The organism is Psychrobacter sp. Choline-02u-9 (genome assembly GCF_002836505.1).
Classification (GTDB): domain Bacteria; phylum Pseudomonadota; class Gammaproteobacteria; order Pseudomonadales; family Moraxellaceae; genus Psychrobacter.
Genome location: NZ_PJBF01000056.1, coordinates 62,773 through 76,968, shown reverse-complemented (window position 1 = coordinate 76,968; position 14,196 = coordinate 62,773). Strand labels below are relative to the sequence as shown.

The window sequence follows — 14,196 nt, the reverse complement described above, 5'->3', positions numbered from 1 at the left end:
AATTAAAATGGTTTTCAATTAAATAATACGCAATTAAAATAACTCTAAATCAAACCATTAAAATGGTTCATAAATAATATTAGGATACGCTATAAGATATTAGGATATTGCATGACAAGGGACATGATAAAAGAATTATATTATCAATACTATAGCATTAACACGGCTCAAAACTTATAGTCGTTTCGCAAAGGACACAGCGCTTATAATTGTAGTTAACTTTTTATAGATAACATATTTTATGTTTGGCGCTATGCAGCACTACCGATCATTTATAAGTTATAAGCAAGATGGTGCTCAATTGGCACCCATTTTATGATAAATTGGACGATTATTCTAATCATTCTGATAATACCACTTTAGCGACACATTGAGCGGCAGTTTATGCTCAGTATAAGATGAGGCTTTTTATCTGTGCACTTTGCATTCTTACTTGCTAGCATGGCTTATATCTTAGTCAGCATCCATATTGGTTGGGCGCTGGCTCAGGACAAACCTATTCACAAAAGCCTCAGTTTGGGCTTATTGCTCATCGGTATGGCTGCACATGCGGCACTGCTATATCCATATGTTGTGACGCTGTATGGTTTGAATTTCAACTTATTTAATATCATCAGTCTGACCAGTTTATTTTTCTTATTCTTTTATCTATTGTTCTGTTTATATCGCCCTATTCTTAGCCTTGGTATTTTAGCTGCACCCACTGCGCTAATAGGTATGACTATCGGCTATGTCGGCCGTGCCCCTTATCAACCACTAACTGATGTCAGTATTGGGCTTGAAATTCATATCATATTATCATTAGCTGCCTATTGTGTGCTGTTGATGGCGGCGGTACAAGCGCTATTTCTACGTCTACAAATACGTGAGCTCAAGCATCATACCATTCACCGCTTTTGGGTCAATAAGCTACCCTCCCTGCAAAGTATGGAGAGTTTATTATTCGATATGCTGTTGGTGGGCTTTGTATTGCTCAGTATCGCACTGGGGATTGGGTTTATCTATGTACAAGACTTGATGGCGCAACATATCGTGCATAAGACTGTTTTTAGTCTGCTGTCGTGGTTATTATTTGGTGTACTACTATTCGGTAATTGGCGTGCAGGCTGGCGAGGCAAACGTGCGGCCAATATCACTATTTATGCCTTTATTCTATTAGCCATTGGCTTTGTTGGTAGCAAGTTCGTCTTAGAAATGCTCCTATAAAATATATATTCAGAAAAAGGCGGTCAGCAACACTAGTTACTGACCGCCTTTTTTATATTTCTAGCCGACTCACTACTCATTTTTCTTAGTTAAATACCACTGTCTTATTACCCGCCACAATCACACGGTTTTGTACATGCCAGTTTACAGCACGTGCTAATACGTTGCGTTCGATATCACGGCCGATAGCACGCAACTCTGTCACCCCTTGGCGATGCGTCACACGGTGTACATCTTGCTCAATAATAGGCCCTTGGTCAAGCTCAGCTGTGACATAGTGCGCAGTTGCACCGATAAGCTTAACGCCTTTATCATAAGCCTGACGATAAGGATCTGCGCCCACAAACGCAGGTAAGAATGAATGATGAATATTGATAACTTGCATCGGCCAACGTTTGACAAAATCAGACGATAATATCTGCATATAACGCGCCAATACCAACAAATCATTGCCTGCCATCAAGGTATGAATCTGCTCTTCCGCTTCTGCCTTATTATCCTTGGTCACTGGTACATAGTGAAAAGGTATGCCAAAGTTCTCTACCGCTTGGCGCAAATCCTCATGATTACTGACAACAGATGTAATCTCGCAATCGAGTAATCCGCGCTGATGACGCCACAGTAAATCTAATAGCGCATGGTCGAACTTTGACACTAAAATGCCAACCTTGGTTTTAATCGCATTGTTATGCAAGCGCCACGCCATATTGTGACGCTTGGCCACCGTATGACCAAAGCTGGCTTCAAAGTTATCCATAATCTCGCTCAAGCCTGCTAACGCAAACTCCAAACGCATAAAGTACTGCCCACCTTCATGAGCCGTTGAATACTGATCAAGCGTAATAATATTACCGCCATAACGGTGTATAAACTCAGATACGGCCTGTACGATACCCGCTTGATCACGACACTTAATCAGTAGCGTCGCGGTATCAATAACATCGGTAGATAGTACATTTTGAGAAGTTTTGCTCGACTTTATGCTTGCTGTAGCAGTCGTGGTATTGTCTGACATAGTACGCCCAATTAAAAATGAAACGTGCCGCTTACTTTGAATATGGTTAGCAGCATAGGAAACTGACTATTCTAATCGCTTTTGCAAAACTTTGCTGATTGAGTTGCTTGTATTTAATTATTGAGATTACAAATGCAAAAACCCCCAACACGAGGTTTGGGGGTTTATAAAATGCTAATCTTATACATAAGAGTTATGAGTCATCATTCAACTTTAAGAACCCTAGAGAACTTGGCATTACTATTACTCACTGTAACAATAGAACCTAGCAACGCTTGGTTGAAGTTAACAGAGTAAAATGGATGATTTGTGCCTGAATCTACCTTATTTTCACCATCAATGGAAACAGTATATTTTGTTGCACTTTCTGAAGGTGAGGATAATAGTTGTACAGAAGTACTTGGTACATTTTCGTCAATTTTAACGCTCATACTATTGATACAAGCAGCTCCACCTGTGCCAAATGGGCTAGCATGCGCAATGCTATTACCTTGCCAAGGGCTAACTAAGCTCGAATTACTTACTGACACGCTTCCAGCTTGAATAGGTAATTGATAATTAATAGTTTGTGTGTTTTCACTACCGTTCACAAAGGTAGAGGCATCAAACTGCACTTTAACCCAATGTGAGTAACGTATTGGATAGCGAATCTCAAAATCAGCGCGACCTTCTTCATCGGTGACGAAAGTATAGCCATCATCTGATACTTTACCGCCAATAATCGCAACTGGATTGATAGCTTCTAAAGTACCATTATTATTGACATCTTCAGGTTTGACTAAAGTAAAGCCGGGTTCTTTATCCAAAGTGTAGTTATAGTTTACATCTTCTGTAGTAATCCAGCGAGACTGTAAGAAAATAGGCGATTTTTCAGAGAATACTTGTGGCTTAGGTGTTGTTGTAGTCACCTCCCCCTTATCGTTTACTTCTTCAATATCAGCCGCTTGGTGAGTCACGGTGCTGTCTAGTAAACAGACTCTGCCTTGAGCGTATTGTGTAGCATAAGACTTAATTGAAACTTCTTGATTCGGGACAGCGCGACCTGAACCATCCATGACAGAAATTGAACCACGAACAGTATAGTAAATATCATCAGAAGATAACTTATTGGCAAATGCTAAAGTGGTATATACCGCTTCCTCAGATACGGTGATATTAGTAGTTTTGGTGCCAATACTGGATGGATCATTGAGCAGGCGTGCATTGATAACCACACCACCGATAGGAGAGCTGGCATTGGCTTTATAGACCACACGCGCCTCACCTTTACTATCAGTGATAGCCGTTGCCGCAGACAATCGCCCTGCTGACGAGTCCGATGCACGGCCAAAGACCACTGTTTGACCTTCAACTGGTACATCGTTTTTGTCTTTTACCGTAGCGACAATTTCAGTACTACCACCAGGAGTGATAACAGACTTCACCGCTTGGAACAGCATTTTAGCAGGTGTCGTAGCACGGAAACGTGCATCTACTGTCGCACGATAGCGCGGCTCACCGTTTGGTAGTGTTTCACCTAATACCGTTGCTTGTAGTGCAGTAATACCAGCCAGCTCTGATGTTAAGGTAACAGGTATCGTAACGATATTGCCGTTTATATTAGCAGCGGTAATGGGTTTTGTGACGATGACATCGTTGCTATCAGTAAACGTACCAATAGTCGTTTGTACTTCAACTTGCTTACCGATTAATTCTGCTGCTTGAGCAGCTGTATCACGACGTATCTGAATATTTATGGTCTGTGCTTTATTGACATCATAAACGTCTTCGATATCAATAAAGCTAATACCTGCCTGCGAAACCTTAATCAGCTCAATACTATTTAGACTGCGTTGAGTATTGATGCTGTTTTCACCCAAAGCACGAGCAAATACACGTAAGTTACCATTGTTATCGAAGGTCAAATCAGCTTCGTTAATATTAAATACTGCTTGACCATCTGCATTGCTAACAGCAGTTGCACTAGAGTGGATAATATCACCGTTTGCATCGACTAACTCCATACCAGCATTGGCAATAGCACGACCTGAACCATCCACCAGTGTGGTGGTGATAGTAGTAGAAGCACCATCTTTTAGATTGGCTTCTGTAGCTGCAATAGTAATCTCTGTACCGATAGCTGATAAGCTTAATGACTTCTCTTCACGCACTTGCATGCTGACTTTGCCATCTGCATCGTATTGTGGTGTAACGATTTTAGCATTAATCACTACGCTATGATTTAGACGCGAATTGATAGAGTTGGCTGCTAAGATGACGCCGACATCGATCTGACCATTAGCATCAGTGGTTACCATACTTGGTGTGGTTAATGCCGCACCACTGGCCTCTAAGTTTTCAATACTTAGCTGTACAGGTACTCCTGCCAAGATACCGCCTTTGCTGTCAGTCACACGGAAGGTAGCATTGGTCTGATCACCACCAGTATTCAACGTAGACTTATCAGAGGAGGCTATGAGCTGATAACTATCAATCGTAGCAGTATCTACTGCAACGATATAGGTCTGTGGTAGCTCTACACCTTCTGCAGTCGTCGTCGTAGCTGTCAGCTTGATACCTGGTTCTAAGATAGCTTGGTTGACGTTAGCACCGTCTGTAAGTGTTAGGTCAAAGGTTGCTAAACCATCACCATTGGTCATAGCGGTATTACTACTAACCGTCACGCCAGTTTTGATAGGATTATCAACATTCAAATGCACTTCACGATTAGCAATACTGCCTTTTTTATTCTCTACACGCACAAATACTTTAAATGTATCGCCCTTCGTATTAACGACTTTATTTGCACCGATTGTTATACTTTCTTGTGTACCGTTTAGATCAGGAGTAGCTGTCTTAACAGTACTGGTTTTCGTGGCAATATTGTTATTCTCATCGGTTGCTGAGAATACAACTGCAAAGCTACTACCAATGGCTGTTTTTTGCGCATCGGTAAGACCAGCTGGCACAGCAAGCGTAAAGCTAGCTTTTCCTGAATCATTTGTAGTTTGCGTGCCACTAGTGACTAAGCTAACCCCTTGAGCCGCAACCGAAGCAGGGAGCGCCAAGTAAACTTGTTTATTTGCAATGACATTGTCTTTGCTGTCTTTGGTTATTACCTCAACTTGAGTCTCACCACCGTTTAGATTTAGTGCTTTTGGTGTGATAGCTATCAAATCAATAGCCGCTTTGGTTGACTGTATATTAAACTGAATCTCTTGTTTTTTACCTGTCAACGTCTCAGTCAAGATAGCTGTTAGCTTTTGATCTAAGAGTGCCGCTTGTTGCTCTGCTGTTAAGCTTGGCACAGTAACTGTAAAGCTTGCCGCCCCGTTAGGGTCCGTAGGAACAATATTGGCAAATGATCCTGACTTACCATTTACAATTAATAATGCTGCTAGTTCTTTGTTAGCAAAATCTAATTTAATAGGCTGATCGCTGATACTAAGGTTAGTGTTTCGAGTACTTAATGCCGCATTAACAGTCACCGTATCACCTTCGCCGTTCAATGTATAAAAAGGACGGTTATTAATAAGGTTCGGCGGATTTAGTACTGTCAAATCAACAGTTGGAGTTAGAATATCTACTTTTGTTATAGCAGAGGTATAAGTTTCGCCTTTTTCGACATACGACAGCTGATAATTAATACCTGTACGCTTAAGCTCATTACGCTCTTCTGCTGTGAGTCCTTCTGGGATAGTAACTATAAACGTTGTCTCACCACTAAAATCGGTAGTCGCCGTCGTTTGATTGACTGTAACTCGAGAAGCAATCGCTGCTTGACCTAACTGGATAGTGACTTCTTGCCCTTTAACTGGTGTTTGGTTTTCTTTGGTCAATAGCTTAATACTGATAGTACCTTGACCACCAAGCTCGCTAATAGAAGGTGTGATGATAGAAGCAAACTCTAAACTCGTTGCTGGCTGTACCACTTTGACAACTGCATCTGTAATTTTAGCGACTGTGCCATCATCATCCGTTAAAGTAACATTGTATTTAATACCTGATGTAATTAGTGCTGTACGTTGTACTGGTGTTAAATCTTGACTAAGGTTAACAGTAAATACTGCATTGCCAGCTTCATTGGTTGTTTGCTCATTTCCTTGGATACTGACGCCTGCGACATCACTGATCTCAAGCTTAACTTTTTGCCCTACTGCAACATTACCATTAGGACGTTTAGCAGATACTTGAATAGTAAACTGCTTGTCTGTGACAGTCACCACTTTAGGAGAGCTAATCGAAGTAAGTTTAATATCACTTTTGGCTAACTCTGAACTGATTTTTATAGCTGAACTACTGATACTACTACTTGCACCTGAGGCTTCAACAGCTTTGGCAGTTAACACAAAACCCTTTTGTGCCTCTAGCTTATCTTTCTGTGATTTAGCCAAACCTGCAGGAACACTAACTTTATAACTGACTACGCCTTGAGCATTGGTCGTTTGGGTCGCAGTACTATCTAGAGTCAGTAAGCCAGAATCAATTAGAGCTTTCGGTAGCATTGCTGTGACGCTTTGGTTAGCAATAACCCCGCCATTTTTATCATTCACACGGAAGCTAATGACTGCACTACCACCTGAACTTGATAATTGAACTTTATCACTGCTACCAAAATTAATTTGATACTGTGCAGCAGGGATAACCACAGAGGCATTATAACTACTGGCAGTGACACCATCATTGTCAGTTAAGGTTGCAGTATAAGTAACGCCTGACTTTACTAGTGCTTCACGTTGGGCTTGGGTTAAATCTGGGCTTATATCTACGATAAATGTCACATTACCTGATGAATCAGTCTTTTTCTCATCGTCTTTAACAGTAATACCCGTCATCTGAGTAAGCTTTAGCTTGACGACTTTATCAGCTGCTGCACTACCATCTTTGCGTTTACCTGATACTTGAATCGTGAACTGGTCTTTTAAAATATTAACGACTTTAGGATTGGTCTCTGATGTTAAGACCGTTAAGCTTTTCTGTATTTTATTACTGACGTTAATAGGCGTACTATTAGCACTAGTAGTAGCTCCTGATGCCTCAGTCAGCTTAGCACTCAAGATAAATCCACTGGCTTTTTCTAATGCTGATTTCTGTGTAGGTGATAGCCCAGTCGGAATACGAACGGTATAGTTCACGATACCTTTATCATTTGTTGTCTGATTAGCAGCAGTATCTAAGGTCAACAATCCTGCATCCACTAAAGCTTTTGGCAGGCTTACCGAGACTTTCTGATTGGCTATAACGCCACCGTCTTTATCATTAACTCGGAAACTAATGACAGTACTGCCACCTGAGCTTGAGAGCTCTGCATTGCTGCTGCTACCAAAATTGATTTTGTATGCAGCACTAGGCACAGATGCTTTAATACTATAATTTTCAGTGGCAACCCCATCTTCATCAGTCAATGCAACAGTATAGGCAATACCTGTTTTTTCAAATGCCTTACGTTGTTCTAGAGTCAATGCTTGGTCTATATTTACGGTGAACACAGCATTACCAGCACTGTTAGTGACTTGTTCACCACCTTCGATACTAATGCCTTTGACATTGTTAATTGCAAGCTTCACAGGCTTACCTGTAGCAGCACTACCATTCGGACGCTTAGCAGATACTTGAATCGTAAACTGGTCTTTTAAAACGTTTACGATGCTAGGAGTGGTTTTTGCATTCAGGATGGTTTGACTTCTACTAGGGTCTGCAGTCACAGGAATACGATTACTGCTTGTATTGATACTTGCACCTGAGGCTTCTACCAAACGGGCATTTAGGACGAACCCACCTGCTTTTTCAAGTTCTGCTCTTTGTGTAGGAGATAGCCCTGCAGGAATACGAACCGTATAACTGACATTACCTTGAGCATCAGTTGCTTGGTTTGCTGCACTTTCAAGCGTTATCAGCCCTTTTTGAGTCAAACTACTTGGTAAGCTTGCTGTTACAGTTTGGTTGGCTATTACGCCGCCATTTTTATCATTAACGCGGAAACTTAAAGTGGTTACACCGCCTGTACTCAACAGCTTATCAGTACTACTGCTGCCAAAGTTTAGCTTATATTCAGCCACTGGAATGATAACTGGTGCCTTATACTTATTCGTAGCCACGCCATCTTCATCAGTCAAAGTCACGGTATAAGGAATACCAGACTTCACCAAATCTTGACGTTGCTTTTCTGTCAAATCTTGGCTTAAGTTGACGGTAAATACTGCGTTGCCTGATGCATCTGTCGTTTGCTGGCTGCCTTGAATACTCACGCCTGTGACATTACTAATAGCCAACTTAACTTCTTTGCCAGCTGCAGCACTACCATCCGGGCGCTTACCTGCAACTTGAATTTGGAATTGATTTTTTAGGATGTTTACAGCGCTAGGAATGTTTTTTACATTTAGAATCGTTTCACTTTCAGCAGTTACTTTGATACGTTCACTATTGATACTACTACTAGCTCCTGAAGCTTCAGTAACTTTAGCGGTTAAGACAAAGCCACCGATACTCTCTAACTTTGTTCTTTGAGCGGCTGTCAAACTTGCTGGCACACTCACACTGTAATTCACCATGCCTTTACCATCAGTTACTTGAGTAGCAGCACTATCTAAGTTTAAGAGTCCAGTTTTAATTAGATCCTGAGGCAAGCTGGCAGTGACTTTTTGATTGGCAATTGCTCCGCCATCTTTATCATTGACACGGAAACTGATAATAGCTTCACTACCGAAACTAGAGATTCTACTTTTATTTTTCGTCGCAAACTTTATTTGATACTGAGATTCAGGGATATACGCTTCGTTGCCATATGTATCCATCGTGACTGCACGGTTTGGCTCTGATAAAACCACCGTATAGCTGACGCCTTTTTCTACAATTTCTTTGCGCTGAGCTGCAGTAAGCGTAGGCGCTACAATTAAACTAACAACTGCACTTCCTGTTGCATCAAATGTAAAACTCTCTGTACTAAGCTTAACACCAGTAACTGCATTGTTAAGCTTGATTGTGCCTTTTGCCCCATTAATAACGGTTGGCACTTTAGAGTTTTTAGCCGTTGCTGTGATAGTTAGCGGCTTCTCATCTCCATAGGCATTAAGCACTACGTCCCTACCTTTCACATCTAAGACATAATCAGAGACAGGCAGGGCCACAGTTAAAGTATCTGTTTCTTGCTTGGTGGCGCCATTCTGCTCTTGGATACTGATTGCATATGCAATACCTTCACCTTTCAACAGTGCATCACGCTCAGCTTTCGAAAGATTTTCATCTATTTTAATGTTAAAAGTTGTAATACCATCCGCATTTGTGACTTTACTACTGCCACCTACGATAGAGATGCCTTTTATATTATCAATACCCAGCCCAACTTTAACATCCTGAACGCGGGCACCCTTGTTGTTCTTAGCAATGACGGTCAATTGAGCGCTGTCACCATAAGGGTTTAGAGCGTTATTAGAGACTGAGCTTGTTTTCAATGAAGAGGTAATATCAAGCTTGCTTTCCGTAACTTGTGTGCCATCACCACTGCCTTTTTTACTGACAGAAACCTTTAATTCCTGCGGTGCGACTGCAGTGCCATCTGCTTTGTTAGCAGTCGCCACTAGAGTAAAACCATTGGCTATCAGCTCATCTTTATCAGCAACTGCTTGCGGATTGAGCTTTAATGCATATACCGCATTCCCATCATCGTCCGTAGTTTGGGTGCTCTGACCTTCAATAGTGATACCGTTATTTTCAGAGTCCACTACTTTTAGAGTCACGGCTTTACCGACCATAGCTCCACCAGATACTTTTTCAACAGCTTTAACCGTAACACTAAAAGCTGCTTGATCATCAGACAACTCAATAATAGTAGGTGCTGTGCTCAGTTTTTGGATAAAGAAGTCTGGCTCAATCTCTGGCACTTGTTCGCCACCACCAGTATTACCATTATCGCCAGTACCACCACCTGTACCAGGTTGAGTAACACCTAAATCAGGTGCAGGTGCGACAGAGTCTACAGTGTCACCATCACCGCCTCCACCACAACCTGCTAATGCTAATGCGCAAGTCAAAGAAGTAAGCTGAAACAACTTAGAAGTGAGGGGTAGAGAGCTATATGACATTTTTTGACTCCGCATGAGCAGTAATTTATCTGAGCAAATAAGCAAAAAATCATTATCCAGAATCAAAAGAGATTGGTAATGATACATAGATTTACAGTAATACTGGTGTATTAACAGATTGTATTAAATATATAACAGCAACTTTACTAACTTTTGTTATAACTTACAACTAAAAATTAATCTTTACTATTAAACAATCAACAACATAGAGCGCTCATTTCAGGGTATAATAGCCCTCCTTTAATTCGACAGTTATTGTAAAAATATTTGAGTATTCATCTGTTTTATGGTATAAATGTCGGCTTTAAAATTTTCTGAATTGGTCAGCCTGTTATTTGCCTTTAGATAGCAGCAAAACCAGCTCAACCTTCATATAGTTTTGTTTGGTGCAAAGCTGCCGCTTGCTGTGTCCATGCCGCAAAAACGTGCAACTTGCCCAGACTGGTATGAGAAAAACTCATACCTCATAGATTAGGAGTTCGCCATGTCTCGAGTTTGCCAAGTGACTGGAAAGCGCCCTATGGTGGGTAATAATGTTTCGCATGCAAACAACAAAACCCGTCGTCGCTTTCTACCAAACCTTCACAACCATCGTTTTTGGGTAGAGTCTGAAAACCGCTTTGTACGTCTACGTGTGTCTACCAAAGGTATGCGCATCATTGACAAACTTGGTATCGATAAAGTGTTAGCGGATCTACGCGCACAAGGTCAAAAAGTTTAAGTTAAAAATAGCAGCTGGGTGATGACTCTCATCATTTAGGCTGCTGTTTTGCTACATTAATTGTGGCAACTCATTCTTTGAGACACGTACCTATCGTTTGAAGACCCCTCATTTACAGGAAAGCTATCATGAGAGATAAAATTAAATTAGTATCAACAGCTGGTACTGGGTATTACTACACCACTACTAAAAACAAGCGCACTATGCCTGGCAAAATGGAAATCAAAAAGTTTGATCCAAAAGTACGCCAGCATGTGATCTTTAAAGAAGCTAAAATCAAATAATCTCCATTTTATAAATGGTACTATTTGAACAAATAAAGGGTTTATCAATTGATAAACCCTTTATTTATGGCTGTAGCTTGATGTTACTAAGCTATATCTTCAGTCATTCGCTTTGACTGGCGCTCAAAAACAACCAAAGCTTAGCTGTAGTGTGTTGGTTCTTTATCATACACATGCGCATGCCATTTACTCATTTGCTTTTGCATAATGACCTGAATCGCAGCATGAATCATATGTTGACCAATGGCTTGAGTATCGCTACCAAGTAGTTCTTTTAGCTTGTCAGAAAAATCAATAGTCATCAGCGGCGCTTCGTCTTGTTCAGCATCACGCAATAACAACCTACCATCATCTGCTTCCACCAATTCTAACGTGGTTTCTTTGGCAAATCCTGCAAACTGATCGCTACTCTCGTTATCTACTTCTATATCATTATCGATATCGTATGGCATTAATGTGTTCCTTATTATCCCGTTTAGTACTGGTAGAGAAACTGGTCATTGCAAAGTAGTCATTTCTTAAAAGTAAACTCACTGGCAAATCTATCGTCTTACAGTAACGCGGGTAAATCTGTCTTACTCATACAATGGACGCTTTAACACTCGAATTCAAGGGCTACCGCACAAGTCTTCGTTATAAATACAACTTGAATGCTATAACGTTTATATAAATTAGCGCCAATAACGTAGTTTGGCTAATGTAAATAAGAAAGCCACAAACATCCCAAGGTAATAGACCAGCTTTAGCTCAAGGCTAGGATCACGGTATTTAAATGGTAGTGCAACGGTGGCCGTCGCAGTGGGCAATATCAGCAGCATGAGTAGCCAGTTCTCAATGACATTTAGCCAACCTTGTAAATCGGTTCCGTGACGTAGTGACGCCAATCCCATTAATAAACAAGCGACAATTAAGCTGGTAAATAAGCCATTTGGTAAGTCTTTAGGATAGATAATTTTAGCAATACTGGCTGGTACGATTCTCATATAAAATTCCAGTCATGCTTGTAGAACATGGCTTAATGATTAAAAATGTAAAATATTACGATACTGTATAGGCGTGAATAAACAATATAGATGCGAATAAACGATACAGGCGCGAAAAAGACTTATATTTACAGCGAAACTACTTAACTGTAAGTACCCATCAGCCATAGCATCGATATACAAGAGGTCAAATAACCCAAACTAATCGCATTCCAACTTTCGATATGCAGGCCTTTAACTTTATTAAGTATGCGAGAGCCTACCCAAAAGAACAGCGGAATGCCTAGCATAAATGCAGGCACAATGACTGCAGCATGACGTAGCACTGTTTCAACATCATCACCCACCATCAGGCGAAAGCCATAACCTTCCAAACTAAGTACCAGTGCAAACATCGCCAAGCCAATGGTAATACCTTTCGGTACTAAACTGCGCTGCGGTGTTTCATTTTCAAGTGATTGCCTAGCCTGCTGGTTCAACGCTTCATGAGAATTTGCTTGCACAGAAGGTTCTTTTGAACTGCTAGAGTTGTTTGTGTCCATATTTCACCTTTACGTGACTGACCGTTATATAGAGTCATAAGTTATACAGCACATTTTAATATTATTATGGCATGGCTAATAGCGTTTATTAACCATACAACACTCGCTAGCTGTTGTTGGCTAATAACAACTCTGCGCGCATCTCATCGATAGCCGTTTTATAATCTTCTTGATTAAAAATCGCAGAACCCGCAACGAACATATCAGCGCCTGCTTCAGCAATCGCACGTATATTACTGGCTTTGATACCGCCATCAACTTCCAATCGAATATCTCGACCACTGGTAATAATACGCTGACGAACCTGACGGACTTTATCTAAAGTACTATCGATAAACGACTGTCCACCGTAGCCCGGGTTCACACTCATCAATAAAATCTGATCTACTTTATCCATAACATAATCAAGATAATGTAGCGGGGTCGCTGGGTTCAATACCAAGCCACACTCTGCACCGCCATCTTTGATCAGTTGAAGTGAGCGATCGATGTGAGCGCTGGCTTCAGGATGGAAGGTAATGATACTAGCACCCGCTTCCAAGAACTGCTCAATCATACTATCGACAGGTGAAACCATCAGGTGTACATCAATTGGCGCTTCAACACCATAGTCACGCAATGCCTTACAAATCATGCTACCAAACGTCAAATTGGGTACGTAATGATTGTCCATTACATCAAAATGAATCACATCGGCACCCGACTCTAGTACCTTCTCCACTTCTTCGCCCAACCGCGCAAAATCAGCTGAGAGTATCGACGGTGCAATAAGATAAGGTTTAGCAGGACTGTTCATAATTGAGCTACCTAATTCATGTTTATATAAGATATTGATAAATTAAAAAGGAATTTTCAAGCGGCTCACATATACTGCAAGCCCTTTATGTACTGATGTTAAATACTTAATTATTTAACGCTGCTTGTATTGAGTTTTGCAATAAGCACGGCCAACTTCGAAAGAGCGCTTTGCCTCATGTTTGGTGGCGCGATTGCTCACTCTCTGACGCCATAAGCGAAAAGATGACGGCTTTAACTCTTGACGCATGAGTTTGATAACCCCAGTCTCATCGAGACCATAGCTATGCTCTATAGCCCTAAATGGCGTTCTATCTTCCCACGCCATCTCTATCACACGAGATATCTGCACATCATCAAGTACTCTATCGCCAGCGTCGTTGACGGTTTTTGCAATCAGCTCGTCTGACTTAACTTGAGATACTTCGTCACTATAATCAATGTTACGTTGTTTATTTTGTAGAGCAGCATCCATATCAGCCTGCATAGTCGCTTTTGTAGAGCTCGTATCTGCTGACTTATTCTTTGAATTAAAAGCTGTCAAATCTTGATAACTTGCCATAAAAATCACCTGTTGAGCATGAATGGAA

The 14,196-nt window shown here is 41.0% G+C and carries 10 protein-coding genes; 3 read left to right on the top strand and 7 right to left on the bottom strand.

Features of this window, described 5'->3' with window-relative positions:
• Positions 1–441: 441 nt before the first annotated feature.
• A complete protein-coding gene (locus tag CXF69_RS09570) occupies positions 442–1,206 on the top strand; it encodes a cytochrome C assembly family protein (protein ID WP_101205833.1) in 765 nt (254 codons plus the stop codon).
• Between the two features lie 85 nt (positions 1,207–1,291).
• Here the strand turns inward: CXF69_RS09570 and purU are convergent, their stop codons facing one another.
• Positions 1,292–2,221: a formyltetrahydrofolate deformylase gene (purU, locus tag CXF69_RS09565; RefSeq protein WP_101205800.1), complete on the bottom strand. Its 930-nt coding sequence runs from the start codon at positions 2,219–2,221 to the stop codon at positions 1,292–1,294.
• Between the two features lie 203 nt (positions 2,222–2,424).
• Positions 2,425–10,281: a carboxypeptidase regulatory-like domain-containing protein gene (locus CXF69_RS09560; RefSeq protein WP_157822738.1), complete on the bottom strand. Its 7,857-nt coding sequence runs from the start codon at positions 10,279–10,281 to the stop codon at positions 2,425–2,427.
• Between the two features lie 484 nt (positions 10,282–10,765).
• Between CXF69_RS09560 and rpmB the strand changes: the two genes are divergently transcribed.
• Positions 10,766–11,002 carry a 50S ribosomal protein L28 gene (gene rpmB, locus CXF69_RS09555; protein WP_057761372.1) on the top strand — a complete coding sequence of 79 codons (237 nt, stop codon included), beginning with the start codon at positions 10,766–10,768 and terminating at the stop codon, positions 11,000–11,002.
• A 128-nt stretch (positions 11,003–11,130) separates the two neighbouring features.
• On the top strand, positions 11,131–11,286 hold the full coding sequence (gene rpmG, locus CXF69_RS09550) for a 50S ribosomal protein L33 (protein ID WP_010201403.1): 156 nt from the start codon (positions 11,131–11,133) through the stop codon (positions 11,284–11,286).
• 140 nt (positions 11,287–11,426) lie between these two features.
• Here the strand turns inward: rpmG and CXF69_RS09545 are convergent, their stop codons facing one another.
• The 5 genes from CXF69_RS09545 to CXF69_RS14575 form a co-directional block, all read right to left on the bottom strand.
• Positions 11,427–11,738, bottom strand: coding sequence for a hypothetical protein (locus CXF69_RS09545; RefSeq protein ID WP_101205798.1), 312 nt, complete (start codon positions 11,736–11,738; stop codon positions 11,427–11,429).
• Positions 11,739–11,957: 219 nt separating this feature from the next.
• Positions 11,958–12,269: a hypothetical protein gene (locus CXF69_RS09540; protein ID WP_101205797.1), complete on the bottom strand. Its 312-nt coding sequence runs from the start codon at positions 12,267–12,269 to the stop codon at positions 11,958–11,960.
• A gap of 143 nt (positions 12,270–12,412) precedes the next feature.
• Positions 12,413–12,811, bottom strand: coding sequence for a hypothetical protein (locus CXF69_RS09535; protein ID WP_101205796.1), 399 nt, complete (start codon positions 12,809–12,811; stop codon positions 12,413–12,415).
• A 106-nt stretch (positions 12,812–12,917) separates the two neighbouring features.
• Positions 12,918–13,607: a ribulose-phosphate 3-epimerase gene (gene rpe, locus CXF69_RS09530; RefSeq protein ID WP_101205795.1), complete on the bottom strand. Its 690-nt coding sequence runs from the start codon at positions 13,605–13,607 to the stop codon at positions 12,918–12,920.
• Between the two features lie 114 nt (positions 13,608–13,721).
• A complete protein-coding gene (locus tag CXF69_RS14575) occupies positions 13,722–14,003 on the bottom strand; it encodes a TIGR03643 family protein (RefSeq protein WP_404944626.1) in 282 nt (93 codons plus the stop codon).
• Positions 14,004–14,196 lie beyond the last annotated feature (193 nt).

Bases quoted from the DNA above. Each gene is read 5' to 3' on its own strand.
- CXF69_RS09570 (WP_101205833.1), top strand. From the start codon at position 442: ATGGCTTATATCTTAGTCAGCATCCATATTGGTTGGGCGCTGGCTCAG.
- purU (WP_101205800.1), bottom strand. From the start codon at position 2,221: ATGTCAGACAATACCACGACTGCTACAGCAAGCATAAAGTCGAGCAAA.
- CXF69_RS09560 (WP_157822738.1), bottom strand. From the start codon at position 10,281: ATGTCATATAGCTCTCTACCCCTCACTTCTAAGTTGTTTCAGCTTACT.
- rpmB (WP_057761372.1), top strand. From the start codon at position 10,766: ATGTCTCGAGTTTGCCAAGTGACTGGAAAGCGCCCTATGGTGGGTAAT.
- rpmG (WP_010201403.1), top strand. From the start codon at position 11,131: ATGAGAGATAAAATTAAATTAGTATCAACAGCTGGTACTGGGTATTAC.
- CXF69_RS09545 (WP_101205798.1), bottom strand. From the start codon at position 11,738: ATGCCATACGATATCGATAATGATATAGAAGTAGATAACGAGAGTAGC.
- CXF69_RS09540 (WP_101205797.1), bottom strand. From the start codon at position 12,269: ATGAGAATCGTACCAGCCAGTATTGCTAAAATTATCTATCCTAAAGAC.
- CXF69_RS09535 (WP_101205796.1), bottom strand. From the start codon at position 12,811: ATGGACACAAACAACTCTAGCAGTTCAAAAGAACCTTCTGTGCAAGCA.
- rpe (WP_101205795.1), bottom strand. From the start codon at position 13,607: ATGAACAGTCCTGCTAAACCTTATCTTATTGCACCGTCGATACTCTCA.